Origin of the sequence: Anaerosporobacter mobilis DSM 15930 (assembly GCF_900142955.1) — a bacterium.
In the GTDB taxonomy this organism is placed as follows: domain Bacteria; phylum Bacillota; class Clostridia; order Lachnospirales; family Lachnospiraceae; genus Anaerosporobacter; species Anaerosporobacter mobilis.
Window position 1 is genome coordinate 256,697 of the sequence record NZ_FRCP01000007.1, and the last position, 26,345, is coordinate 283,041.

At 35.4% G+C, this 26,345-nt stretch carries 25 protein-coding genes; 1 reads left to right on the top strand and 24 read right to left on the bottom strand.

All coding sequences use genetic code 11. From position 1 onward, the window contains the following. Positions 1-2: 2 nt before the first annotated feature. From BUB90_RS06075 to BUB90_RS06135, 14 genes are all read right to left on the bottom strand, one after another. A complete protein-coding gene (locus tag BUB90_RS06075; protein WP_073284597.1) occupies positions 3-704 on the bottom strand; it encodes a response regulator transcription factor in 702 nt (233 codons plus the stop codon). 207 nt (positions 705-911) lie between these two features. Beyond that, positions 912-1,421 carry a DUF2318 domain-containing protein gene (locus BUB90_RS06080; RefSeq protein WP_330393754.1) on the bottom strand — a complete coding sequence of 170 codons (510 nt, stop codon included), beginning with the start codon at positions 1,419-1,421 and terminating at the stop codon, positions 912-914. Next, on the bottom strand, positions 1,418-1,570 hold the full coding sequence (locus tag BUB90_RS23430) for a hypothetical protein (protein WP_170865445.1): 153 nt from the start codon (positions 1,568-1,570) through the stop codon (positions 1,418-1,420). Before BUB90_RS23430 ends, BUB90_RS06080 begins: the two co-directional genes overlap by 4 nt. A gap of 69 nt (positions 1,571-1,639) precedes the next feature. Next, the gene (locus tag BUB90_RS06085; RefSeq protein WP_084139124.1) at positions 1,640-2,992 is read right to left on the bottom strand and encodes an urease accessory protein UreH domain-containing protein; all 1,353 of its coding nucleotides are present in this window, start codon (positions 2,990-2,992) and stop codon (positions 1,640-1,642) included. Positions 2,993-3,289: 297 nt separating this feature from the next. Continuing rightward, positions 3,290-4,894, bottom strand: coding sequence for a purple acid phosphatase family protein (locus tag BUB90_RS06090; RefSeq protein ID WP_170865446.1), 1,605 nt, complete (start codon positions 4,892-4,894; stop codon positions 3,290-3,292). A gap of 16 nt (positions 4,895-4,910) precedes the next feature. After that, entirely contained in the window at positions 4,911-5,267 is a 357-nt protein-coding gene (locus tag BUB90_RS06095) for a YraN family protein (RefSeq protein ID WP_073284607.1), read from the bottom strand. Positions 5,268-5,361: 94 nt separating this feature from the next. Beyond that, the gene (locus BUB90_RS06100; protein ID WP_073284611.1) at positions 5,362-5,691 is read right to left on the bottom strand and encodes an EscU/YscU/HrcU family type III secretion system export apparatus switch protein; all 330 of its coding nucleotides are present in this window, start codon (positions 5,689-5,691) and stop codon (positions 5,362-5,364) included. A 76-nt stretch (positions 5,692-5,767) separates the two neighbouring features. Then, entirely contained in the window at positions 5,768-7,312 is a 1,545-nt protein-coding gene (gene fliK, locus BUB90_RS06105; protein WP_170865447.1) for a flagellar hook-length control protein FliK, read from the bottom strand. 100 nt (positions 7,313-7,412) lie between these two features. Beyond that, positions 7,413-8,183 carry a ribonuclease HII gene (locus BUB90_RS06110; protein ID WP_073284619.1) on the bottom strand — a complete coding sequence of 257 codons (771 nt, stop codon included), beginning with the start codon at positions 8,181-8,183 and terminating at the stop codon, positions 7,413-7,415. A 315-nt stretch (positions 8,184-8,498) separates the two neighbouring features. Then, the gene (ylqF, locus tag BUB90_RS06115; RefSeq protein WP_073284623.1) at positions 8,499-9,398 is read right to left on the bottom strand and encodes a ribosome biogenesis GTPase YlqF; all 900 of its coding nucleotides are present in this window, start codon (positions 9,396-9,398) and stop codon (positions 8,499-8,501) included. 58 nt (positions 9,399-9,456) lie between these two features. Then, on the bottom strand, positions 9,457-10,062 hold the full coding sequence (gene lepB / locus BUB90_RS06120) for a signal peptidase I (protein ID WP_073284626.1): 606 nt from the start codon (positions 10,060-10,062) through the stop codon (positions 9,457-9,459). A gap of 88 nt (positions 10,063-10,150) precedes the next feature. Further along, complete coding sequence (rplS, locus tag BUB90_RS06125; RefSeq protein WP_073284629.1) at positions 10,151-10,498, bottom strand: 50S ribosomal protein L19; 348 nt, start codon at positions 10,496-10,498, stop codon at positions 10,151-10,153. Between the two features lie 135 nt (positions 10,499-10,633). After that, positions 10,634-11,503: a methionyl aminopeptidase gene (locus BUB90_RS06130; RefSeq protein WP_073284632.1), complete on the bottom strand. Its 870-nt coding sequence runs from the start codon at positions 11,501-11,503 to the stop codon at positions 10,634-10,636. Positions 11,504-11,580: 77 nt separating this feature from the next. After that, on the bottom strand, positions 11,581-12,237 hold the full coding sequence (locus BUB90_RS06135) for a TetR/AcrR family transcriptional regulator (RefSeq protein WP_073284635.1): 657 nt from the start codon (positions 12,235-12,237) through the stop codon (positions 11,581-11,583). 448 nt (positions 12,238-12,685) lie between these two features. Between BUB90_RS06135 and BUB90_RS06140 the strand changes: the two genes are divergently transcribed. Further along, positions 12,686-13,189, top strand: coding sequence for a GNAT family N-acetyltransferase (locus tag BUB90_RS06140; protein ID WP_073284638.1), 504 nt, complete (start codon positions 12,686-12,688; stop codon positions 13,187-13,189). 112 nt (positions 13,190-13,301) lie between these two features. Here the strand turns inward: BUB90_RS06140 and BUB90_RS06145 are convergent, their stop codons facing one another. From BUB90_RS06145 to BUB90_RS06190, 10 genes are all read right to left on the bottom strand, one after another. Then, the gene (locus tag BUB90_RS06145; protein ID WP_073284640.1) at positions 13,302-14,171 is read right to left on the bottom strand and encodes a DegV family protein; all 870 of its coding nucleotides are present in this window, start codon (positions 14,169-14,171) and stop codon (positions 13,302-13,304) included. A 253-nt stretch (positions 14,172-14,424) separates the two neighbouring features. After that, positions 14,425-15,192, bottom strand: coding sequence for a DUF2087 domain-containing protein (locus tag BUB90_RS06150; protein WP_073284644.1), 768 nt, complete (start codon positions 15,190-15,192; stop codon positions 14,425-14,427). 27 nt (positions 15,193-15,219) lie between these two features. Continuing rightward, the gene (locus tag BUB90_RS06155; protein WP_242952490.1) at positions 15,220-15,672 is read right to left on the bottom strand and encodes a methylated-DNA--[protein]-cysteine S-methyltransferase; all 453 of its coding nucleotides are present in this window, start codon (positions 15,670-15,672) and stop codon (positions 15,220-15,222) included. A 167-nt stretch (positions 15,673-15,839) separates the two neighbouring features. Continuing rightward, entirely contained in the window at positions 15,840-16,601 is a 762-nt protein-coding gene (trmD, locus tag BUB90_RS06160) for a tRNA (guanosine(37)-N1)-methyltransferase TrmD (protein ID WP_073284650.1), read from the bottom strand. A gap of 15 nt (positions 16,602-16,616) precedes the next feature. Continuing rightward, on the bottom strand, positions 16,617-17,126 hold the full coding sequence (rimM, locus tag BUB90_RS06165) for a ribosome maturation factor RimM (RefSeq protein WP_073284653.1): 510 nt from the start codon (positions 17,124-17,126) through the stop codon (positions 16,617-16,619). A 145-nt stretch (positions 17,127-17,271) separates the two neighbouring features. After that, positions 17,272-17,499 (bottom strand): KH domain-containing protein, encoded by a 228-nt coding sequence (locus tag BUB90_RS06170; RefSeq protein WP_073284656.1) that lies wholly within the window; start codon positions 17,497-17,499, stop codon positions 17,272-17,274. 130 nt (positions 17,500-17,629) lie between these two features. Continuing rightward, the gene (rpsP, locus tag BUB90_RS06175; RefSeq protein ID WP_073284659.1) at positions 17,630-17,875 is read right to left on the bottom strand and encodes a 30S ribosomal protein S16; all 246 of its coding nucleotides are present in this window, start codon (positions 17,873-17,875) and stop codon (positions 17,630-17,632) included. A gap of 81 nt (positions 17,876-17,956) precedes the next feature. Next, a complete protein-coding gene (ffh, locus tag BUB90_RS06180; RefSeq protein WP_073284663.1) occupies positions 17,957-19,300 on the bottom strand; it encodes a signal recognition particle protein in 1,344 nt (447 codons plus the stop codon). 53 nt (positions 19,301-19,353) lie between these two features. Next, positions 19,354-19,752: a YlxM family DNA-binding protein gene (gene ylxM / locus BUB90_RS06185; protein WP_170865450.1), complete on the bottom strand. Its 399-nt coding sequence runs from the start codon at positions 19,750-19,752 to the stop codon at positions 19,354-19,356. A 440-nt stretch (positions 19,753-20,192) separates the two neighbouring features. Further along, complete coding sequence (locus BUB90_RS06190) at positions 20,193-26,339, bottom strand: InlB B-repeat-containing protein (protein ID WP_073284671.1); 6,147 nt, start codon at positions 26,337-26,339, stop codon at positions 20,193-20,195. Positions 26,340-26,345 lie beyond the last annotated feature (6 nt).

The following is a 26,345-nucleotide window of genomic DNA, read 5'->3' on the forward strand; positions in this document are numbered from 1 at the left end:
CTTTATTCACCTCCAAACTTATAACCCACCCCGTGGATTGTAAGTACGTAAACAGGTGACCTTGGATCATCCTCGATTTTTTGTCGGAGATTCTTAACGTGACTGTCAATTGCTCGGTCATAACCATCAAAATCACTTCCTAAGGCGATTTCTATCAGTTCAGAACGCGTGAACACTTTACCAGGATACTTAATAAGCGCCGATAGTATTTTTAATTCATTAGGTGTCAGACTAACAATCTTTTCTTTTCTCTTTATTATATTTTTCTCAAAATCAACACATAAGTCACCGTCATTCCATGAGTTTTTTACGGTTAACGGAGTTAGATCATCACCCGATCTACGCAATACGGTTTCTATCCGAGCATGTAACTCTTTCAAACTGAAAGGTTTCCTAATATAGTCATCCGCACCTAGTCTGAGCCCCTGTAACAAATTGTCTTCGTCTGCTTTTGCCGTCAACATAATAATTGGAACTCTTGATTGTTTCCGAATTGCAAGACATACCTCTTCGCCTGATATGCCTGGCATCATAAGGTCCAAAACAACCAGCGATATATTTTCCTGCTCGAAAACTTTCAAAGCTTGTTGCCCGTTTTCAGCAGTAAAGGTGGAATAGCCTTTATTTTCAAGAAAGGAAGAAACGACCTCCAGTATTTTAGGTTCATCATCTACTATTAAAATGTTTTTATTTTCTTTTTTCAATTTTATTTCCTTTCTTTAACTACAACTTTATTCTATCTTCTAAAAATATTTCACCTATTACAAACACCAGAAAGGGGAAACTGCTAAGATTACAGTTTCCCTTTTTGCTTAATTCCATTATTATTATAGTTTGTTTTCTTGTTAAATTCAATAACTAGCGGTCGTATCCATTAAATTACTTTGTGTGAATGCAATATTAAAATCCTATTAATACTCTACTTTCCAATTCGCAAAAATTCCTGTTGACTCTTTTAAGAAATCATAAGAAATTGTTATATTATCGTCATCTACCGTTTTATCCTTATCAAAAATAGGCCATGGGTTACATCCACCAGATTCTACTTCTACATGATCCATCGCAAACTGATTTCCACAGTTTTGGCATATCAACACATCACCGTTTTGCTTATAATACCCACGTCCTGAACCATAACAGATTTGACAAGTATTGAAAGCCGTACGAATTGTACCGTCAGAAGCTTTTACCGCTACAACTTCTAAGTCGACACCATCTACTTCAACTGGATAAAAGGATGCCTTCTCTGAAATTTTGTCGACAGGAATTACAAGATTATCACCCGAAGAAACTACTTCAGCATCTTTAGACGATGCTCCGGTATTTGCTTTTTTACTACAGCCTGTAAGAGCTACAACACCAACCGTCATTAGAATTGCACCCATTAGTAAACGAATTTTTTTATTATTTGCTTTCATCATTTTCTCTCCTCATATGAATTTAATTGGCTGTTCAGCCTATTGTCGTCATTCTTTTCATTATTACTAGATTTATCCCGCAGAAGGAATGCTGCAATGATAATACCTACAACTGGTAAAATACAATGCCAGTGACTTATTAAAATGGCCATAACTGCTTCTCCTTTAATCTTGGTTTTTAAAAGGCATTTGCAAAACTTTTATAACGTCGACTATATTCTTTACTTTGCATCTGTTCCTGTCACAGCTATTGTTCCACGAATCATCCCCATCCAACAACTATAGTTAAAAGTTCCCGACTTGGTTGGGGTAAATTCAATGATGTTTTCACCGCTCTTGAATTGATGTTCAATACCATATTCATTAATATAGAGTTTATAATTGCAACCGTTAATGCTTCCTTTTGGTGCGTCTATAACCCACCTAACGGGCATTCCTGCCTGAACGGTAATCGACGGATAATTCCCTGGTGAAAGGGTACTGTTTATTACTTGAACACCATCTTTCACATTGACACTTGATTCAGCCCCTTCCTTGATTGAAGTTCCTGATAGCAATGGCAGATCGATAAAACCAGCTAAACTCCAGCCCTGTGAAAACATGGATAAGCCAAGAACTACAACAAACACAGCACCTACTGTCATAACTTTCTTCGTGAACTTTTTACTGAGTACTGTACTGAGTACTCCGAGTCCAAACATTAAAGGCACGGTTCCAAGACTGAATAGGAACATAGACAAGGCACCCGCAATCGGACTACCCGTAGACAAGGCATAAATCTGCATAGCCTGCAAGGGACCACAGGGCATCAATCCATTGAGCATACCAACGATAAATGTGCTCCTACTCTTTACCTTCTCTGCATTAATTTTACTAGCGAATATCTTTGGCATTCGTGGATTAAGCCTACGTAACCACGGGAAGATACCAAGCATATTGACTCCCATAATCACCATAAACACACCTGCTACTAACTTTAATCCTCCCTGTGCGGTATTGGAAAAAGTAATGACCGAGCCAAGTGCACCTACAATAAAACCTACGATTGTATAAGAGATAACTCTCCCAAGGTTATACAAAAAGGCCGGACGTAAAGCCGAAAAGCGACTACCTTCTTTGATTGTCCCGCTCTGAGGAATACATTGCGACAGATTGATACCTCCACACATTGCTACGCAATGAACGGAGGTGATAAGTCCAATCACAAACATCATGCCATATCCCATATTGGTTTCAGCAAGCTGACTCGGTACAAGCAGATTCAAGATACCAAATTGCTGGATCAATATATAAACCGAAAGAATTATAATAAGTAGGCCAATGGTTCGTCTCGAATTTGTAGTAGGCTGCGTGCGATTCAGCACATCATAGCCTAGCCTTTTGATGACCGCAGTAATGTCCCCTAAAGATATAATATCTGTATCATATGTAATTACTGCCGTTCCACCATTATAACTTACTTCTGCTTTTTTTATTCCAGCTGTATTGCGCAATTTTTTCTGAATTGTATTTTGACAGTTCACGCATGTCATACCACCGATACGCAGCTTTTTCGTTTTTACATTTGCATCCACATAGGGTGACCTCCTTTGATTGATGGTTTCATAGTATCAAAGAGATTTGTAGAAAATATGTAGATTAAGATGCCTGTATATATTAGCTTAACAAATGTGTAATTAAGCTCATCCTTTTACTTCAAAAGAGGCATATAATGAATTTATATTAGATAAAAATAGATGGTTTGGGTAACTGGATTGAAACTATTCCAGATTCTTAAAACATATGCTACATAAAACTCATGCTGAACTATATACACAAAAAACAGTCCTCTAGTTTATAATCTAGGGACTGTTTCATCAAATAAATATTACTTACTTTGTAATTATAATTGTTTTATCTACTTTCTTACCACTTTCAGTAAAGAAGGTGTTTAACTGAATTCGCTCTTTCGTTATATCTATAATTGTATAAGAGGATTGGTTTTCTTGAGAACGAGCACCTACATAATCCTGTTGATTTTCTAGTAGCTTATAATATTTGCTTCCTGATGAAGAGTTTGCGGTTATGAACAGAATACCCTTACCGCTAGAATATCGTACAGTATCATCACATGCCTTTGCATATAACTGTATCATATGCTCGCTTCCTCGTTCCATAAGGGAATAACTCTTAGTAAAAGCTAGAACTTTTCTAGCATTCATTGTCAGTGCAGAAATCATCTTTCTTGAACATTCAAATCCTTGATTCCTCACCCTACCTTGATTAACTACACTAGTAGAATTAGCAAAGCTTCCCGTCTCAACTGCCTCCGCATCATACTTCGTGTCATCATCTGCAATAAACGCCCTTGCATAAGTATGATCATGTCCTGTCAACACCAAATTAATATCATACTTACGAAGGATTGGTAATAGCGCTGTTCGAAGGGCTATAATGTTCTCATCCTCAGAATGTTCACCAGATCCAAAGATGTCTTGGTGCATAGCAACAATTCCCCATGTTACATTCTTATTACTGCTTACTGCTTCACGAATGAATTTCTCATGTTCTTCCACATTTGTATTGTTCGTATTCAACATCAAGAATATAGTATCCCCATACGTAAAATAATAGTCCGCTCCTGCATACGTAGCACCATAACCCGTTTTACTATTGGGGTTATTGAAATGATAACTATAATTACCACTTAAACTATCATGATTACCAATCGTCGTTGCAACCGGTATACTACGCAACAACACTGGTGATAAATATCCTGCATATTCGATTTCATTCTTATCAAAAGTCTTATAGTTTGCTTCCGAATCTTTAAGATTCCTGCTCTGTATCTGATCTCCCGCCGTAACGATAAAACTTAGACTCTTCACATGATTGTATGCTGCCTGCAACGTACTGTTCCAGTTAAAACTGTCGTTACACACTGCTCTGTCCTGCCCTTGTTTACCGCTCTCCCCATCTGGAATGTTATCATAAGAGGAGCCAATTTGCGGATCACCAACAAAAACGAATTGAAAGTTTGCTGGATTCTTCGTCTGAATCTTATAAGTTTTTGTCCATCTTCCATCAATTGTATAGCTGTAATAGTATGTTTTATTGATATCTAAGTTCGTTGCAACCGCTTGATTATAATAGTATCCCTTCGTTGCCTTCTTCGTAGTTACTATAAGAGTACTTCCATCTCTTAATTGTTCATTGTCTCCTATACGAATCCTAGATTTCTTATCCTCCTTAGTTGAATACCAAGAAAAATTAATCTCTGATTCATTCATTCCTGGTGTTAATGCCATCTGCAGCGGACTATCTTTCCACAGTTCCCATTGCTTACACCAATCTTCCCAGGCTCCATCAGTTGCCGAAATGGTCTTCTTCGCTTCCGTCCAATCATCGTTACCAGCCGCGAAGCCTACAACTGCTGAAAGCCATATACTAAGACATAGGATAACAACTGCTTTTATAGCTTTCGCCTTCCTATGCAAGAACCTCAAATCCTTTCTATTGCCCAAATGCATTCTGAATTAGAGATACTTCACTCCCTTGAATCGCAACTACATCAAATCTACATGGCGTATCTTCTGCGTATCCATGGCTATACATATAGTATCTAGCTGTCCTTATAATAGACTGCATCTTGCCATAGTTCACCGCTTCCACAGCAAATCCTAGCTTTTGATCCTTTCGGTATTTCACTTCAACAAACACAAGGTAGTTCGCATCTCTTGCAATAATATCAATTTCCCCATTTCTACTGAAAAAATTCATCTCAACAATAGAATACCCTTGATTTATCAGATACGATGCAGCTACTTTTTCTTTCTCTGAACCAATTTTCCTCTTATTATACTCTCCCATGCTCCCTCCTCAAACAACCTTAGTTATACTATAGCTAGCCAATTATGTATAATCAACATTGCTTCGTGTACTTGATTTGTTATGATTAGGGATATTAGAAATTGTTATCCTTGTTTGAATCCGTCATAACTCTTCCTTTAATACGGTCCATATTATCAACAAACACAAGAATCTCCGCTACAACACTATATAGCTCTGGAGGGATATACTCACCAACATCAAGTTTTGATAAGGTGTTGGCTAACTTGCTATCCTTATGTATCGGTACATCTTCTTCCTGAGCTTTGTCAATAATCTTATCTGCTAGATATCCATAACCACTTGCAATAACTTTTGGCGCTGTTTCATCCGGTGAATAGGACAATGCAACGGCGGCTTTGTTTCTATGTGTCTGATTTTCTCGTTCTTTACTATTTAAGTCCATATAATTAACTTGCTCCTTCCTAGGTTTTAGAGGGTTAAGAAACTGCACACCCCTTTTTCTCAATTAAAATCCTACTCTATGCTCTCACATCGAAAGAATACCTCTTTACAGTACCTTCCTTATTATCCTCTTCAAACAATTCTTGAATGCCACCTTCTAACGTCTCTTTTATATTAGCCGAAGCCGTAAAGAAATATCCTTTTTCCTTTAGATTATCTTCTAACTCTATTAGATGTTCTTTCACTATTTCATACGCTTCTTCATCTGATAATGAGAAAACTGCATTCATATGATAATCCTGCGTCTTAATCATGATATCCATATCTCCTAGATATTCCATATTAAGATGCAACAATAAACTCATACTTTTTGATGAAGCACCAGTGTTTTGCTTATTCCGATATACATATAAATCACTATGTTTTAATTGTCCTTTTAATTTCAGTGGAATCTGCGAATAAAGCAAGTCAAACATATGATTTTCCCCTTTGGCCTGCGCCATCTGTTGATTCATCTGATTCGTTGCGGCTACATTCTGTGTAGCTAACTGAAGTACCTGTTGCAACTGATTAGCAGCCTCTGGATTTTGAAAGGAAATATTCAAAAATGCTTGTATTTGTTGTTCCATATGAGTACTAACTTGTCGCAGACTTTCCGATTGCAATTGCTCGGGTGTTATTCCCCACTGACTAGTTAGTTCTTTCGTTACTGCTTGTGAGAAAGCATCGCTCTTTAAGAAATTCTCCATAAATTTTGATTCATTACCTTGCTCAAGTTGCTGTTTCACAATTTCCAATATTGACTTTGCATCCATTCCTTGTATCTTAGACATATCCTTCTCTTGCAGTACCTTCAATAACTCATCCCACGTTAAGCTATCAACTCGAGTCTGTACTACCTCTGAATTAGGTGTTTGATTTGGCAATAGAATCGTCTCTAAGAGTTGTCTTCCCGCTTGTATGTCACCATTCACATAAGCGTCACTAATTGCAACTGACAGCTCTTTCATTACTTGTTGTAGATTAGCAGAGAAATTGGACTTCTCTCCTAAAAATGTATTCCACAAATCGATATTGGAATTCGTTAATGACATATTATTCTTAAGCATATCAACAAATTGTGATAATGGTATGTCAGGATACCGTAACGATGCCGATATAAATGCCGTTACTGTCTGTTTATCAACCGCCATTCCATGATCTAATAAAGTGTTAACGATATCAATGTTTTTATCCGTTGGAGCTAATCCTGCTGCCTCAAGTGCTTTATAAATCGCTCCATCAGTAGGATTACCTTGCTGATCGTGATAGGGTGCTATCGTAACTTGTTTTCCTGTATTCTCTCGTACAACAAACTTCAATGTCTCTCCAATACAGATGTTTACCATATCTTGAAATTTAGCTTGTACCAATTGTTCATCAATCTGAATAGTAACTTGATTATTACGAATATCAACGACGGTTCCTTGAAACACCTTACCACTAGATAACTGTCCTAAGGAGGCATTCCCATTACTATTCATATAGGCTGAATTTGAAGCTCCTTGTAGTGAATGTAAGGACAACGAATTGTTTGTTCCTTTACCACTACCAACTTGATATGACTGTGATGAAAAATTCATCTCCCTACCTCCTTTTACAATATAAGCAATAACGGATCTTCTTCCCATCTAAAGCCTTACCTTCTAGAGCCTTATGATTTAAACTCTTGAAGTAATTTTGCTACTTTTCATTCGTGAAATTCCCAATAAAGGAACGCCTATGAATTGGAGTAGAACCAACTTCTTTCAACGTTTTAATATGTTCACTGGATCCATACCCTTTGTTACTTGCAAAACCATACCCAGGGAACAGTGTATCATAATCAACCATCATACGGTCTCTTGTAACTTTGGCAACAATACTAGCCGCTGCTATTGATGCACTCTTAGCATCTCCTTTGATAATTGGTACTTGCTTTATATTTACACCAGGTATTGTTACCGCATCATTAAGAAGTAAATCTGGCTTTACTTCTAACTTACTAATGGCAATTCTCATGGCTTCATAAGTTGCCTGTAGGATATTAATATCGTCAATGACACTTGGTGGTACAACTCCGATTCCAACCGCTACTGCCTTTTCCATTATTACATCATATAGCTCTTCTCTCTTTTTCTCACTAACTTGCTTAGAATCATTAAGATATAGGATTTCTTTATCAGTCGGAAGGATAACTGCACACGCAACTACAGGTCCTGCTAAAGGCCCTCTCCCTACTTCATCAATTCCACAGATTGCATGGAACTCTCCGCTATATTGTCTTTCAAAGCTTCGCATCTCATAGGAGCGTTCTCTTTCCTTTTCAAGTTTTTCTTTTTCTTTCTCATATTTTGCAATTAATTTGACGACACCACTTCTAGTATCCTCTCTATATTGATTCAGAACAACATCTATGTTAGAGATATCGGCTGATTCTAATTCCTTCTTTATGTCTGTTATTTTCTTCTCCATATCTATGTTAAACTTCTCCTCTCTATGTCAATCCGCTAGACCCAGTTAACGTCATATACAATACTTTATCCCCACTAAATCCTCTGTGAGATCAAATGAATCCTAGACTTATTAACTTATAGCTCTTTCAGAACTACAGTCTTACACTTCTCATAAGTTACATTGTAGCATATTCTGTCTTCGGTTACTATATCCATCACCATTACGACACGGAACTTTTCTACTATATAAGTAGACACCTTTCCCTTCTAACTATCATAACTGAAATCAGAAAAACCATAGGGCGTGCAAAATACACTCCTATGGTTCATAATTTTAGTTGTTTTCTTCTTTTATAGTTTCATCAACTTCTTCCGTTTCTTCTTTTTCTTCGAAAATAGGGAACTCTAAAGTAACTCTACCGATTCTACCATTTCTGAAATCATCAACTACAATACTTGCTGCTTTATCTATATCTGGTAAATCCCCTTTTTGCTTACAACCACGTTTCACAGCAATATTGGTTAGTGTTTCTAATGAATCTTCTGACTCTTCGATTTCATACTTATTAGCTAACATTCCTTTATAATGCTCGTGTAAGAATTTGATTAATTCAAGAGATAATTCTGACATATTAAGTATCTCTTCTTTAATAGAACCAATGAATGCTAATCTAAGGCCCACTAATTGATCCTCGAATTTTGGCCATAAGATACCTGGTGTATCTAACAATTCCACATTCTTATTCAAACGAATCCATTGTTTTCCTTTTGTCACACCCGGCTTATTCCCTGTTTTGGCACAAGCTCTACCAGCAAAGCTATTGATGAAGGTAGATTTTCCTACGTTAGGAATGCCAACTACCATCGCACGAACAGGACGATTCATAATTCCTCTCTTGCGATCCCGTTCAATCTTTTCCTTACATGCTTGTTGGATTACTTCATGTACATTCTTAACACCTGTTCCACTTTTTGAATTAACAAGGGCTACAAAGAACCCTTTTTCCTCAAACCAAGATTTCCAAGCATTTGTTTGTTGTTGACTGGCTAAGTCGTATTTATTCAATAGAATAATTCTAGATTTATTCTTTGCTATTTGATCAATATCTGGATTCTTACTACTTAATGGAATTCTTGCATCTACTAATTCGATGACTACATCAATTAGTTTAATATCCTCCTGCATCATACGTTTTGCTTTCGTCATATGACCAGGGTACCATTGAAAATGCATATCTCTTACCTCTTACTTTCTTTTATCGTAACTACGCGTTATTAAGCTTCATAACGATTTATTGACTATCTTCTTCTGTAGTATCAATTGCAGGATTTAGTTCATTGACAAAATTGAATGGTTTCAATCGAATCCATGCTTTTCCTATAATATCATCAAATACCACATTACCGATATTGGCGAATCGACTATCTTCACTAAGATTACGATTATCTCCAAGTACAAAATATTCTTTATCTTCTAGTAGTATTGGTTCTACCGATAAACCAGGATTCTTAATCACATCAACTGCAGATTTTTCTTTAATTGGTTCATCATTAATATAGACAACTCCATCTTTAATCTGTACTGTCTCCCCCGGTAAACCAATAATTCTTTTTATATTATAATAGCTGTGCTCTTTACCACTTTGTTTGAATACAATAACATCAAATCGCTTTGGTTTCGAGAAACGGTATGCAAGCTTGTTGATAACAATCTTATCTCCCTCTTGCAAAGTTGTTTCCATAGATTCACCAACTACAGTAGTCTTCTCAACTGCATATTCCACAAGAAAATACGCTAACAGAATTACCGCTATAATCTCTACAACCCATATAATAACCTCTTTTATAATTTTCTTTCTTTTCACGTTTGTATCATCGGAATCGAAATTATATTTCATGGAACACTCAACCTCATCTCTATATACTACATATCATTAATAAAAAGGGACAATATACAAAGTGTACTTGTCCCTTCTTTTCGTTTAATTATTTAACTAGCTCTTTAACTTTAGCAGCTTTACCAACTCTATCACGTAAGTAGTTAAGTTTAGCTCTTCTTACTTTACCGTGTCTGATAACTTCGATTTTTTCAACGATTGGAGAATGTAATGGCCAAGTTTTTTCTACGCCGATTCCATTAGAAGCTTTTCTAACTGTGAAAGTTTCTCTTGAGCTTCCGTTTTGTCTCTTTAATACTGTACCTTCAAAAATCTGAGTTCTTTCACGATTACCTTCTTTTACTTTAGCGTATACTTTAACAGTATCACCTACGTTAAATTCAGGTACTTCTGATTTTAATTGAGCAGCTTCAATATTCTTAATAATTTCGTTCATTTGTGCGACCTCCTTCAAAATTTAGATGTTCTTAATACACTCCGTAACAGAGGAACACCCTTTTCATCTCACAACAACTGATTTTAACACATATCTTAGTATGATGCAAGGTATATTTTGAATTATTTACATAATTTAATGCGCTAATACTTCTACACCTGTTTCTGTAACTAGTAACATGTATTCCCATTGTGCTGATGGCATACCATCCTCTGTGTAGATCGTCCAACCATCTTCTTCATCTTGGATGACATCTGCTTTTCCCATATTAACCATAGGTTCAATTGTAAAAATCATACCTGGAACTAATAGAATATCCGTTCCTCTTTGACCAATATGGCTTACCCAAGGTTCCTCATGGAATTCAATTCCTACTCCATGTCCTCCAATTTCTCTAACAACTGTATATCCATGCTTCTTAGCATGTTCATTAATAACATAACCAACATCACCAAGAAAACTCCAAGGTTTTACTTCCTTTACACCTAGCTCAAGGCATTCTTTGGTTACCTCGACAAGTTTTCTCTTCTCTTCACTTACCTCACCGATGAGGTACATCCGTGAAGAATCTCCATAATAGCCATCTACAATTGTGGAAACATCAATATTTACAATATCACCACTTACTAATTTGCGTTTAGGGTGTGGGATTCCGTGGCAAACTACTTCGTTAATTGATGTACACACACTCTTTGGATACCCTTGATAACCAAGTGGTGCAGCAATTCCACCTAATTCTTTCGTAAACTTATTAACTAGTTGATCTAACTCTTCTGTTGTTACCCCTTCTTTTACGTAAGGTTGTAACTGATCAAGAATCATGGTATTAATCTTTCCTGCTTTACGAATTCCTTCAATTTGTTCTGGTGTCTTAATCATATCTCTTGAAGGTACCATCGCACCTTGTTCTTCAAAATCTGCAATCTTTTCATCGAATGTAAGATGGCAACTCTTATATTTTTTATTACTTCCACACCAACATAAATCATTTCTACCTAATTTCATACTAATTCTTCTTTCTATATTAATTTATTAACGTCAGCGAATTCCTACGACTGTAGTCGTGGATAATCCTTATATTATTATTCAGGGTTTAATCCCGTCGTTGCAAGCTTTATGACAGTATCAAAGATTACATTCCACTCTTCTTTCTTCATTTGAATAGCAAGCTTATTCTCCTCTTCAAGGTAATTAACTGCGCTCAATAACGGAGTTTTACATATCCCCATAACCGACTGGCAGTATAATACAAGATACTCTAATTCCAAATCATTTCGTATACTCCCTTTTTGTATTAACTGCTTAAGAATTGGCTGTATTATTTGCTCCTTGAATTCTTTACTTAACTTATCAATATGCATACGTATCTCAGCTTCTTGTTCATTCTTCGATGCAAAAAGGAAACATATTTCAGATTGATAACTATCAATGATTCCCCATAATATTTCCTTGCTTTGTTCCGCAACTACACCGAGACTTGCGTCTATTTGTATGTGGCTTTGCAACTGCATCTTCATGGTTGTTTTAATCATAGAATATACGTAATCAGTTAAGTAGATATAGAATTCTTTCTTATCCTCAAAATACTGATACATACTTCCTTTTGAAACAGTTGCATTCTTTGCAATAGTTCCTACACTGCCAAGCAAATATCCCTTATTCGTAAACTCTGTGAGTGCAGCATATACAATGTTTCTCTGTTTTGCTGGTGGTAAATTAAAAAATGTTTGTTTTGGCATTCGTATCTCCTATTCTATCAAACTGTTACTCATAATCCGCTTCAATACTCACTCGCAACTAATCATTTATTTCGTGGACTATCAGTTAAATTGTAATTCTAATAGACCTAAATGTCAATTCTTCATACTATATTATCTTATTACGTTTTGCAATTTTTGATAATTTATGTTACCATATCAAAATATAGTCTTTTATTAAGATAATATCATATCAAGATATAAGATTATTTCAAGACATGTACTACATTAGGATATGTACTATATCAAGATATGTACCGCATCAAGATATATAACACATCAAGATATATAACCTATCAAGATATATAACCTATCAAGATATATAACCTATCAAGATATATAACCTATCAAGATATATAACCTATCAAGATATGTTCCATATCAAAATATGTTCCATATCTAGAAAATAGCTAATTCTCGGAGGACAACTATGTTACGTTTACGACCTTTCAAATTATGTGATGCTCCTTATCTGTTACAATGGTTCCAAGACGAAAAATCTTTCACCATGTGGAGTGCCAATAAGTTTACATACCCACTTACTATGGAACAACTCATAGAATATAAAAATCGTTTTGATGAAGATCCTAACGCATGGATATTCGTTGCTTTAGATGAAGATGGTACCCCTGTGGGCCATTTTTCCATGCGTAATGCAGATTACGAGAAGCGAAGTATTCACCTTGGCTTCATTGTGGTAGATACTACTTATCGTGGCAAAGGCTACGGCAAAGAGATGGTCTCTCTTGCAATTCAATATGCTACCGAGATATTGAAGATGACTCGTGTTACTCTTGGTGTATTTGCTAACAACGAAGCTGCTCACAACTGCTACAAATCGATTGGCATGATTGATGAAGAATTTCACCCTGCATTCTTTGATTACAAGGATGAAAAATGGGATTTATATGACATGGCTTATATTAAAGAATAAAGAAAATAAAAGAAAGACAATGTTCAATACTATTTTATCTTGATCATTGTCTTTCTTATAAAATTACTATTTTATAATTACTATTTTAAGATATTGTTTTCATTGATACTGTCTATAATTCTATTTTTTTCGTGCAAGCAATTGCTAATGCGCCATAACCAATATGGCATGCAATACTTAATGATAAGGGGTCCATATGAATCTCATAGTTAGGAAACTCACTTTGTAATTCTTCTTTCCAGGATACTGCTTCTTCTTCATTCCCTGCATAAGCAGCTTGTAGATGAATTGTATGATTATCTTCCGTACAACCAAAACGTTCTTCCATATCTTTTCGCATCGCTTCAATCATAACTTTTTTCGCTTGTTTCTTACCGCGAGATTTTGAATATGCATCTAACTTTTCCCCTTGAATTTGTAAAACTGGTTTAAGATTCAATACCGCACCAATTGCCGCAGCTGCTGGTGTAATTCTACCACCTTTTTTTAAGTATTTAAGAGTGTCAAGCGTAATATAAATACTTGATTCAAGTTTAACTGATTCAAGATATTCTTTAATCTCTAATGCAGACTTTCCTGCATTAGCAAGTTCAATTGCATCAAGTACCGATTGTCTTTGTGTAACAGAGATTCTTTGATTATCAACAACCTGAACTTTTCCATCAAAATCCATAGATAGCATAATTGCAGTCTCACAAGAGCTACTTAATCCACTTGACATTGGTATGTGAACAATTTCATCATACTCTTTCAATAGAGAATTCCATAGATCAATCACATCTCCAGGCGCTGGTTGTGATGTTGATATCTCTGCGCCTTCCTCTAATTTAGTATAGAATTGTTTTTGCGATAATGTGATATCTTCAAAATATAATACTTCATCTATATAAAAAGGCATTGGTAACACAGATATTCCCAGATTTTTGCTCTCTACCTGTGTTATACCACTATTACTATCTGTTACGACTGCTATTTTTTTCATTCTACACCATCCTATTTTCCTTCTTTACATACACTTGCCATACCTATATTCTATCTTGAAATTAGCAAAATATAGACGCATAAAAATACTCATAACTGTAATGGTATATGATTCTTTATAAATATGCAAGTGAAAATACATTAAAATTCTCTAAACCACCAAGAAGTAATTATCAACAGGTATTATTGTCTTCCCATATAAAGTAATTATTCCCCATTCAAAACAATCTCTTTATTGGTATTCTCATAGGTAATTATTCCTTCACACGGTATATCTTACAATCATTCGTTCTCTCAAAGAATCCATATTCTATTAACGCCCTTCGTAAAGTAGGATAATCATCATACATTCTCTTTAAAACTTTGTTCACTTCCTCTTCTTTATACTCACGATTTCGTACGAAGTTCTTCATGATTTCACCAAGAATAATGATTTTCTTCTTCTCTTTTACTGGAAATTGTTTTAATGCACCATTCTCATCCATGTATGTGCTAATCGTCTTCTCGCGGTCCTGATCTGTGATGTTATATCGATCATCTACCATCGTTGCTGAGGTATGAATTTCTTCAATAATTCCAATATCTGTCTGGTTTATCGCACGACTTGTCTTTTCTTCTAAGGATTTCATAAGAGCTAAGAATAGCTTAGCCTGTTTCTCCTTCTCACGTAATTTAAATCGATGATTCCGTACAGTAGAGCAGGCAATTCCCACTTCTTTAGCAATCACTTTATCATCTTTCCCCGCAGACATTAATTTAAGAATCTGCTGTTGCACCTCTGATATTCCTATAACACTGGTATTCAATGATAGTAAATAGTCAACGGTTTCTCCATGATTGTTTGCTATATGATTGCTAACGGCTCCATATGCATCGTATAACTCTCCATCAATTTGATAAATCCTTCCCTTAACAAAGTTTTCTCCACAGAAGATACAAGAATAACCTTCTTTGTTTTCCTTATATCCTTCTACTAATTCTTCTAGGCTTGATTTCCACATTACTTCATGATTCTCCTGCATATGCTACCTCTTTTACATACTCATGTATTATCTCTCTAGATTCAATAGGTATTCCTTCACTCCTATTCCCGCACCAAATCCCACCATACTACCATCCGCACCAATTACACGATGGCAAGGTACAATTATCAGTATAGGATTCTTATTATTGGCTCCACCTACTGCTCTTGATGCTTTGGAATTCCCTATCTTCTTTGCAATCTCTCCATAACTACAGGTTTTACCATAAGGAATGGTTTGCAGTGTTTTCCATACCTTCAATTGAAAATCTGTTCCTCTTAATTGAAGGGGCAAATCAAATTGCTTTCTTGTCCCTTGAAAATACTCTTCTAACTGTTCTACCGCTCTCTCCAAGATTGTAGTTTCTTTATCCATTGACAAGTCCGGTTTCTCATCAGTACACACCGCTATGATAACTCCATCTTCTTCCTCTATGCATAACATTCCAACTGGACATTTATAATGTATTTTTGAAATCATAGTCTCCTCCATTTTAAAAAACAAGCCTACTCTATGTATTGATTATACATGATAGAAGCAGACTTGTAAATTATGGCTTTTAGATGTTGTCCTTATATTCTCTCTAACTAATGGATTAACTTAATCCACATCATTTTGCATTCGTTCCTTATCTATGTTGGCTTTTGTTAAATCTCAGTTGCTTCTTCCACATCGCCAGCGCATGCTTCGCGAGCAATCCGCTTCTCTTTATCTGTTAGATTCGCTCCCTTTAATAAATCAGGTCTTCGCTGTGCCGTTCGAATAACAGATTGTTCTCTTCTCCATTTATCTATATTCCCATGATGACCAGATAATAAAACTTCTGGAACTTTCTCGCCCATGAATTCTTCTGGTCTAGTATATTGAGGATACTCAAGTAGATTATCATGGAAAGATTCAATCTCCGCTGATACATCATTATTAAGTACACCAGGTACCAATCTTGATATTGCATCCATCATAACCATAGAAGGAAGTTCTCCCCCTGTCAATACGTAATCACCAATAGAAACATGATCGGTTACAATCCTATCCAGCACACGTTCATCAATTCCTTCATAATGACCACACAGGAATACAAGGTTTTCTTCTTTTGCAAATTCTTCTGCCAGCTCTTGTGTAAATACTTTACCTTGTGGAGTAAGGTAAATTACACGAAGTGGCTTCTCACTTCCCATTTGTTCCTTAACATGTTCATACGCCTTATATACAGGTTCTGCTTGCATAACCATACCAGCGCCACCCCCATAAGGATAGTCATCTACCTTAAGGTGTTTATTCGTAGAGAAATCTCTAATATTCGTTGTCTGTAACGTAATCAGATTCTTTTCTCTAGCACGTCCTAATATACTTGTATTCAAACCTTGCTCAATCATCTCAGGGAATAGAGTAAGCACATGATAATTCATCACTATTTCCTCCTATTAATCAACTAAACCTTCCATGATATGAGCAGTGATTTTCTTCTCTTCGATATTAACATCTAGAATACATGGTTCGATGTTTGGTAATAAAACTTCTTTTCCTTCCTTGGTCTTCACAACATATACATCATTTGCACCTGTTTGTAAAACTTCCTCTAACGTTCCGAAGTCTTCCCCTTCATCAGTCACTACAGAACAACCAATTAAATCAAAGATAAAGTATTCTCCCTCTTCAAGCTTCACAGCATTCTCTCTTGTAATAAGGAGATCTTTACCTTTATATTTCTCTATATCATTAATGTTGTCATATCCTTTAAACTTAACAATTACCATCTGTTTAAAAAAACGGACACCAGTGATTTCCATTTCAATTTGTTCTTTTCCTGTATCTAATAAAACTTTCTTTAAATTCGCAAAACGATTTGGGTCATCTGTTGTTGGAAATACTTTAACTTCTCCTCTGATTCCATGAGTTGAACTAATAACACCCACACGTAATAAATTGTCCATCTGTTTCCTCCTACTATGGAATTCTTTTAAAGGGTGTCCTACATGTAAGACACCCTCTGTATCATAGTACTAGTAGTTAACTATTTTATTTGTAACTTGTAACGATTCCGTTGCCAGCTCTTAAGAGCTAGAGACATACGAATTATTACTGTATTTCTACAATTACTTTCTTATCATCCTTTGATGCGGCTGCCTTAACAACGGTACGGATTGCTTTCGCAATACGGCCTTGTTTACCAATCACTTTCCCCATATCATCCGCTGCTACTTTTAGTTCTACAACGATAGCTTTGTCGGTTTCATGCTCAGTTACAACTACTTCTTCTGGATGATCTACTAATGATGTAGCAATTATCTCAACAAGTTCTTTCACTACCTTCACCTCCACTATGCATATACCACAAGAGCCACGAAAAGGGAACTTCTCGTGGCTTATGTGTATTCTGGCTAGCTACATAGAATATGCAGTTCGTATAACCAGTTATACCTTACGGATAACTTGATTATTTAACGATACCAGCTTTTTTGAATAATCTGTTAACAGTTTCAGTTGGTTGTGCACCATTTGATAACCATTTTTGAGCTGCTTCTTCATTTACGTTGAAAGCACTTGGCTCTTTAGTTGGATCGTAAGTTCCGATTTCCTCGATGAATCTACCATCTCTTGGAGATCTTGAATCTGAAACAACTACTCTATAGAAAGGAGCTTTCTTTTGTCCCATTCTCTTTAATCTGATTTTTACTGCCATCTTATTTTTCCTCCTTTAATATTGAACCATATTCGACTTTTGTCATTTATTATTACAGGTTCTAAACCTGTTGGTCCTCTCTTACAGACCGAAAGGTAATTTGAACTTACCTCTCTTACCTTTGCCAGACATCATTCCTGACATCTGTTTCATCATCTTCTTACTTTGCTCGTATTGCTTAACAAGCTTGTTTACTTCGCTGATATCAACACCAGCACCTTTTGCAATACGTTTCTTTCTAGACGGATTAAGAATATCTGGTTGGGAACGTTCCTTCTTGGTCATAGAATTAATGATTGCCACTGTACCATCAAAGATGTCGTCATTAATCTCAACGTCCTTCAATTGAGCAGAAGCCCCTGGTAACATCCCAAGTAAATCTCCAATACCACCCATCTTTTTAACTTGTTGAATCTGTTCAAGGAAGTCATTGAAATCGAATTCTGCTTTACGCATCTTCTTTTCCATCTCTCTTGCCTTGTCTTCATCAATGGTTTCTTGTGCTTTTTCTATTAATGTAAGCACATCTCCCATACCTAAGATACGGGAAGCCATTCTGTCTGGGTAAAATTGTTCTAAATCAGACAACTTCTCTCCCATACCAACATAGAGAATTGGGCGTCCTGTTACTGCACGAATAGATAATGCAGCACCACCTCTTGTATCACCATCAAGTTTTGTAATAATAACACCATCAACGCCAATTTTACCGTTGAATGTCTCTGCTACGTTAACCGCATCTTGACCTGTCATAGCATCTACTACTAAAACAGTTTGTGTTACATCTACATTCTCTTTTATCTCAATTAGCTCAGTCATCATGTCTTCGTCAATATGAAGACGACCAGCTGTATCTAAGATAACAACATTAAATCCATTCTTATGTGCATGTTCGATTGCCGCTTTCGCTATGTTCACTGGCTTATGACCATCTCCCATAGAGAATACTTCAACCCCTTGTTTCTCACCATTAATCTGTAACTGCTTAATAGCTGCTGGACGATATACGTCACAAGCAACAAGTAAAGGTTTTCTTCCCTTTTGTTTCAGTTTTCCTGCAATCTTTGCTGTAGTAGTTGTTTTACCAGCACCTTGCAAACCACACATCATAATAACTGTTAATTCCGAAGCAGGTTTTAGTACTAATTCTGTGGTTTCATCACCCATTAACTTAACCATCTCTTCGTTAACAATCTTAATTACCATCTGACCAGGTGTTAAGCTTGTCATTACGTCTTGCCCAACTGCTCTTTCCTGAACAGACTTGATGAAGTTCTTAACAACCTTAAAGTTAACATCTGCTTCTAGTAATGCCATCTTAACTTCTTTCAAAGCGACTTTTACGTCAGCTTCTGTTAAGCGCCCCTTACCACGCAAATTCTTAAATACATTCTGTAGTTTTTCGGATAAGCTGTCAAATGCCATGCTTAAACCTCCCAATCTTATTTGCGTTATCTTATTTCATATAAATCTATGTTCTATAAATCTTCTAATATGCTATCGGATAGTAATTCAATCTCTGTAAGTAAATTAAACTCATTTGGTATGCTATACTCATTCGACAAGTTACGCTCGTTTAACAAGTTAAACTTGTTTAACTTTATGATCTGTTCAGATAATTCCTTTATCCTACTTACTTTTTGCTTCGTTTGTTCAAATTTTTCAATCAAATGAAGCTTCTCTTCATATTTAATTAGTTGATTACTACATCGCTTTACAACATCGTGTACACCCTGTCTACTTATTCCTTGTTGTTCTGCAATTTCACTTAAAGATAAATCGTTTAAAATGTAATCTTCAAAGATACATTTTTGATTTTCCTTAAGGAGTTCCCCGTAGAAATCATAGAGCAAGGATAGCTCAACTAGCTTATCAATTTGCTTTATATTATTATTATCTTTTTTTTCTATTTTATCATTCATATAAAGCACCGCCCTGTAAAGTAATTTTCTTTACAGTTGTTAGTATACATAATTCTTATTCTGATGTCAACTTATTTTTTTATGTTTTTTTTATGAATTTTTTGAATGATTTTGGACATTGTTTAATTACCTATATAATACTTCATCAAACATTAATATGCATGTGGAAATTCCATATGAGAAAAGTAATGCTCCCTATTTTTATCAAAAGAAATGTCGTCAGTGTATAGTATCTTAAAAACAAAAGTAAAACCTAAAAATTAATTTTAATCGCCTCCAAAATAATTTAGCAAAGCACCAGCTTATGCTGGTGCTAATAAATAACTTATACAAGACTTCTTCAAAAGTACTGACTATTTATTAATGTTTTTCTACGGGCTAGTTACTAACTGATTTTAATACCATCTAGCATATAAATAGCGATAATCTTCATTATCACGTGGTACTATTGAATATTCGTCAACGATTTCTATTGTACTTGTACTACCATTAACTCTATACCAATATAAAAAAGTATAGCCTTCTCGTTTCGGCGTAGGCAAAGGTCCGTACTTCTCACCCAGAATAACCGAAATACTGTTATATGGTACGGTTCCTCCATATGTAACAAATGTCACAGTATAGTAAACAGGTGTCCATCTAGCATATAATGTCTGATCTTGGGAGGTTGTTACTATAGTATCTTTAGTAACAACATATCCGCTTGATATGTCCGTGTACCAGCCTGAAAAATTGTAGCCGATTTTCGTTGGCACTGGTAAATCTCCATATTTTTCATAATATACAACAGACTTCTTACTAACAGAACAAGAGCCTCCGTTTGCATAAAAATTCACATTATATGTTTTACCTTTCCACCTTGCATAAAGCGTATGAGCTCCTGCAATCTCTACTTGAGTCATTGAAGTTATCTCCGTCCCTCCGCTAGTCTGTGTAAACCAACCAACAAATTCATAGCGATCTCGTGTAGGGATAGGTAATACGCCGTAATATTCTTTATAAGTTACAATCTTAGTAGTATTATGGACACTATCGTTTCCACCATTCGTATTGAAATATATCGTATAGGAAGCTGGTTTCCAGTGTGCATATAATATTTGATGCTCTGCGACATCCACGATACTGGTTTTTGTTATTTGTTTACCACCTTGTTCCTGTGTAAACCAACCAACAAACTCATGTCCTAATTTAGTAGGAACAATTAACGTACCATATTCTCTACCAAAATAGTATGTCGTATTATATTGACTTTGGTTTCCGTACGTTCCACCAGTACAATCAAACGTTCTTGTATAGATCTGAGGATTCCACATGGCATAAAGTGTGTGATTCTTAGCAGTTTTCATTATGGTTGTCTTAATTGCATATCCTGTTCCGGGTTCTCTATTAACCCAACCTGCAAAGACATAGCCTGTTTTTATTGGGATTGGTAACTCCCCGTACGCACTAGCAAATTCAACCTCTTTACTATAATTCAGTAAATCACCACCCTCTGTATCAAAAGATACTGTATACGTATTGGCTTTCCATTGAGCGTATATGTTGTGGTTAGAAGTTGCTACTACTTTACTATCAGCATTAATCACTTCACCCGCTGGGGCTCTTAAAGTACGCCATTCTATAAAAGAATATCCTTCCCTTGTTGCAACTGGCAAATCACCATACTTATCTTTATACGTCACATCTTTATTAGCAGGTAAAACAACACCTCCTTCCGGATAAAAGATTACCTTAAATGTTGCTTCCCTCCAATGAGCATATAGTCTTTGTTCGCCAGCTACAGTCATAATGCTATCAACTGTTACTAGTTCTCCCTCCTCTTTTGCTGTATACCAACCAACAAATTCATATCCAGGTCTAGTTGGTGTATATAATCGTTGATATTTTTGGTAATAAATATAGTAATTAGGATATTCGTCGTATTCATAATTATCTACTTTTATTTTACCTCCATTAGAATTAAATACTGTTTTATAAGTTTCTCCTGCCCAGCAAGCATATAATGTGTGGTTATTAGCTATACTAACTTTCGTATTTGAAGATATATTTGATGCTCCTGTCTTTGTATAACTCCACCAGCAAAAACGATATCCTTTTCTTGCTGGTACAGGTAACTCTCCATATTCCTCACCAAAATAAACATTTTTATTAGTAACAATAGTTTCTCCTCCGTTAGCGTCAAAGTTCACTTCAAAACTTTTTCCCTTCCATATTGCTATTAACGTAAGTCCATAAGCAGATTTGACCTGACTATCAGCATTAATCAAATCACTAATTAAAGTTGATGTAGACCAACCTACAAATATGTAGTTTTCTCTCACCGGTACTGGTAATTCTCCATACTCACTCATATAAGTTACTTTTTTACTAGCAATATCTACACTTCCACCATTAGCATTAAAGAACGCCACGAATTCTAGTGGTTTCCAATGGGCATATAAAGTCTGCTTATCAGTTATCTTAACAACACTGCTAGCTGTAATTAAATTACCACCCTCTTCTTGTGTGTACCACCCAGTAAATTCATTACCATATTTCCAAGGTGTTGGTAGTGTTCCATATAGATTATCATAGTAGTAATTGCCGTACGTTTCAGTATAATATTTATTTTTAATTTCTATCTGACCACCGGTACATTTAAATTTTACCTCATACCAGTTTGGATTCCACAGAGCATACAACACATGATTACTTGTGGCTGTTACAATTGTTGTAGATTGTATAAGAGCTCCATTCGTTTTTGCTGTATACCACCCTCTGAATGTATATCCCTCTCTAACAGGTGTTGGTAATGTTCCATACTTCTCACCCTTTTTTACAAAAAGGATCTGTTCCTCAAGTATTCCACCGTTTGAATCAAAACTTACTTGAAAATTATTTTCTAGCCATTGTGCATATAAGGTTTGAGTTTCTGTTTTTGATACTATGCTATTAGGAGATATTCTCACTCCCCCATTTGCTCCACTGTACCAACCTATAAATTCAGAATTTGCTTTTATAGGTATTGGAAGATTACCATATTCCTCTTTATATGTAACTAATTTACTTCCAACTTCTACACTTCCACCATTAGGATTGAAATTAATTGTTACTGATTTACCTTTCCAATGTGCAAACAGAATATATGATATTCCCTCATTAACTATTGTACTGTCAAGTATCTGCTCTCCTCCCACTTCTCTATCAAACCAGCCTATGAAATCATATCCATTCTTTGTAGGTATTGGTAATTCTCCATATTCATCACCCTCTATAACATAATACTCCGTTTGATCTAACTCGCCCCCATTTGTTCTAAATTCAATTTCATGCTCCTTTGAACGTTCAAACATAACTGCAAAAACAACTTCTTTTTCACCATCTTCATTAAAGGCCCTTAATCTAACCTCAAATATACCTTCTTCATCAGATGTGAAACTCCAGATTTTGTCTTTAACTGTACCATAATTTGTTTCTACTTTATAACTATAATCTCCAAATATCTCTTTTAAATCCAAGATTGCTGTTTCATTTACATATAGGCAAATATCTTCTGGCTCATTCTTTATGTGTAACTTTTCTTTATTCCCGACAACCTGAATCTCGTACTCCTTCTCATCATAAAATTGCCACTTACTTATTACACATATTGTAAATTCATACTTCTCATTATCATAGTCTGTGGGAATGAAATCTAATCTAAAATGATCATCCGTCGGATTAAACTCATATGTTTGATCATTGCAAACAGCATAAACCTTATAATCCGAAATATTTTTATCCGTTAGATAAACTTCAATTATGGAATTTCCATTAATCGTAGTATCATCTTTCCCATTAAATGTTACCGTTTCAATTTCTGGTTGATGTTTTTCCTTATAATACTCTTCCTCTGCTATTGAATGTAATACCAACTCTTTTGTAACGATCTTTCCTGTTTCTGATTTTACAGAAATAATCACTACATTATCTCCATCATTCAATTTAATATTGCAACCAAAAGCAAAGGCATCATCTCTTTTACTTTCACCAACATAAGGAACTGCCTGACCATTTACCGTTATATCAATCGTATCTGCATTATTAATTACTCCGCTAAGCAAAGCCTCTTGTGAATAGATATAGTATTCATAGTCGTCGTCTAATTGTATATCCGGTTCCTTTGAATTTACAACGATTTCACTTGTTCTTGTCCAACTACTTGTCCCATCAGATGCCAACGAATATACTTCTAAATAATAATGGCCATCTTCTAAATCATTAAAGGTATATGTAAAATCTCCATTTTCATTAATTCCATCTACAATGGCGTCATCAACTAATATTTCACCTGAATCGTCCATTAATTCAAGATGTACTTTTGCCGTTAATGTATAGAACCTTTCATCTGTATCTACACTAATAGCACTGCCTGTTGCTACAGTTATTGCACTTCCCGATGCAGTTATTACTGGATTTTCAGAATCTATTTGACTGGAATTATCGATTGCAACACAACCGCTAATACTAATAGTTGTTCCATCTTGTATCATTGCTAGATTTTCTTCATTCTCTATAACGGGAGCTGACAATTTTGTATATATACCTGCGGAATAATCGCCATCAAGTCCCTTATTCCTTATTGTGTATGTCCATGTACCAGCAGTTGGGTAAAATGCTATCAATCCTCTGCTCCCCAGATTCACGACATTCTGTAAACTTATATCTGCTGTTGTATTATCAACTATCTCATCCATTACCTCATCACCAGTATCTTCATCTAAAGTTACATTATTACTATACACAATTCCATTCGGGTCTGTCAGTAGAACCTCACAATTTCCTAATGTATCATCAATAAGCAGTGAAAAATCTTTTCCTTTTGAAACATTAATTTGCCTTGTCTCTGATATCTCCTCTGATAACAAACTTCCATGTATGTTTTCTTCATACACTAGTCCGTACAAATCCGCTAATTCTTCAATAACTGAGTTATCATCGTTAGCATCCTTTGCATTATTCTTAGAAAAAATAGTTGCTATATTCTCTCCATCAAAAAAATAATTACAATAAGCAATTGCATACGGTTGATAACAAGTTCCAACTGTTGCCCTATCTGGTGAATCTGTATATATATTGTGTCGCTTCAGTTTAAATTGTGATTTATCATTTCCTGCATAATCATATGCCTTAACTGTTATTTGGTTTGGCCCTGAAGAAAGCTTATTAGTTGGAATTAAGTATGATATATTGTCAGAAGGATCATTTATCGTAGAAACCTTTTTACCATTAATGTATATTTCGGCTCTTGATACTTTAACATTGTCATATAATTTAATACTTAACTCATTGTTTGAAATTGTTAACTTAATCGCTGGATTCTCATCATCAAATTGCATTCTATTTTCTTTAAATATTTTCCAAAAGTCATATGCTTCATCACTATTCTTATTAATATGTTTCTTTATATATTGAGTATAGAAGTCCTTCAAATCAGCATCAAAAGCGTTGAATACTTCTGTCGGGTTTTTAATATCTGTAACTAAATCTGCCGCCATAATTACATCTCTATTACCCCAAAAAACATATTCAGCCCTTTCCTTCATCTTATCCCATATCTCATAGTCATAATACCCGTCTGTTATATCCCATAGAGCTGCCGCAACATATCTTTCATTTAATAGCCCTTTGATATCTTTATCCTTTATATTAACATTCTCAATTGAATAAGAATTATCATTCCCGTGCTCATTTCCATCATAATAGATATCCGAATTCAAAGCCATTTGTCCAAAATAGGTAGCTAACCCTTCCGAATAAGCTAATCTCCTATCTACATTCTTTTTAGACGAATGATCACCGCCTCTAAAACAACCATTACGCAAAGTATTAAACATCCAATGTCCATACTCATGACAAATAACAGAACTATCAAATTCATCCTGGTCTGCTCCAGATAATGCTATAAATTCTAGATCCAAAAGTTCAAATTGATACGAGCCCTCTCCTTTTCCATATGACCAGTAGACAGGAACCTGAGGTGCTACTAGGCCTGAAGCTTTTTTCATATATGCCCTTGCATCGTTAATAACGCTTGCTATATTAATAGCTCCGGCATTCTTGCCTTTAATTGTATAATTCATTGTAAGATTACTTTGTTTATCTGAATCAACAGTCACCGTTTTATTTTTATATTCATATTTAGTGTGCCCAGTCCACTTCTTGAATTTTGAATATACCACACAGGCTTCATTTTCTGCCTTTACTTTAAGCCATACTTTTTTTATAGCAGATTGAGACGACAATGTAGCTTTGTAGCTACCTAATTCATCTGTTACTATATCCGTATGTTTTGTTAAACCATTACTATCTTCATAATACAAAGTTGCTGGATAATTCTTCAGATTCTGCCTCTTATTTAGTGTAGAACCACTTGTAAAATCCTTAATCTCAACTTTTATTTTCCCTGATACTACTAATTTATTACTGCTCTTAGCTTGCACAGTAGTGAAACCGCTACCTACAAGTTGTAATAATAGGCATATTATAACAACTAATGTCACTATTTTCTTTCTTACTTTCATAACTTA

Coding starts and splice junctions, on each gene's coding strand:
- ffh (WP_073284663.1), bottom strand. CDS start 19,300: ATGGCATTTGACAGCTTATCCGAAAAACTACAGAATGTATTTAAGAAT.
- rpsP (WP_073284659.1), bottom strand. CDS start 17,875: ATGGCAGTAAAAATCAGATTAAAGAGAATGGGACAAAAGAAAGCTCCT.
- BUB90_RS06095 (WP_073284607.1), bottom strand. CDS start 5,267: ATGGGAGAGTATAATAAGAGGAAAATTGGTTCAGAGAAAGAAAAAGTA.
- BUB90_RS06140 (WP_073284638.1), top strand. CDS start 12,686: ATGTTACGTTTACGACCTTTCAAATTATGTGATGCTCCTTATCTGTTA.
- BUB90_RS06190 (WP_073284671.1), bottom strand. CDS start 26,339: ATGAAAGTAAGAAAGAAAATAGTGACATTAGTTGTTATAATATGCCTA.
- fliK (WP_170865447.1), bottom strand. CDS start 7,312: ATGAATTTTTCATCACAGTCATATCAAGTTGGTAGTGGTAAAGGAACA.
- lepB (WP_073284626.1), bottom strand. CDS start 10,062: ATGAAATATAATTTCGATTCCGATGATACAAACGTGAAAAGAAAGAAA.
- ylqF (WP_073284623.1), bottom strand. CDS start 9,398: ATGCATTTTCAATGGTACCCTGGTCATATGACGAAAGCAAAACGTATG.
- rplS (WP_073284629.1), bottom strand. CDS start 10,498: ATGAACGAAATTATTAAGAATATTGAAGCTGCTCAATTAAAATCAGAA.
- rimM (WP_073284653.1), bottom strand. CDS start 17,126: ATGGACAATTTATTACGTGTGGGTGTTATTAGTTCAACTCATGGAATC.
- BUB90_RS06080 (WP_330393754.1), bottom strand. CDS start 1,421: ATGATGAAAGCAAATAATAAAAAAATTCGTTTACTAATGGGTGCAATT.
- BUB90_RS06135 (WP_073284635.1), bottom strand. CDS start 12,237: ATGCCAAAACAAACATTTTTTAATTTACCACCAGCAAAACAGAGAAAC.
- BUB90_RS06100 (WP_073284611.1), bottom strand. CDS start 5,691: ATGGACTTAAATAGTAAAGAACGAGAAAATCAGACACATAGAAACAAA.
- BUB90_RS06110 (WP_073284619.1), bottom strand. CDS start 8,183: ATGGAGAAGAAAATAACAGACATAAAGAAGGAATTAGAATCAGCCGAT.
- trmD (WP_073284650.1), bottom strand. CDS start 16,601: ATGAATTATCATGTGCTTACTCTATTCCCTGAGATGATTGAGCAAGGT.
- BUB90_RS06130 (WP_073284632.1), bottom strand. CDS start 11,503: ATGAAATTAGGTAGAAATGATTTATGTTGGTGTGGAAGTAATAAAAAA.
- BUB90_RS23430 (WP_170865445.1), bottom strand. CDS start 1,570: ATGGCCATTTTAATAAGTCACTGGCATTGTATTTTACCAGTTGTAGGT.
- BUB90_RS06145 (WP_073284640.1), bottom strand. CDS start 14,171: ATGAAAAAAATAGCAGTCGTAACAGATAGTAATAGTGGTATAACACAG.
- BUB90_RS06155 (WP_242952490.1), bottom strand. CDS start 15,672: ATGATTTCAAAAATACATTATAAATGTCCAGTTGGAATGTTATGCATA.
- BUB90_RS06150 (WP_073284644.1), bottom strand. CDS start 15,192: ATGCAGGAGAATCATGAAGTAATGTGGAAATCAAGCCTAGAAGAATTA.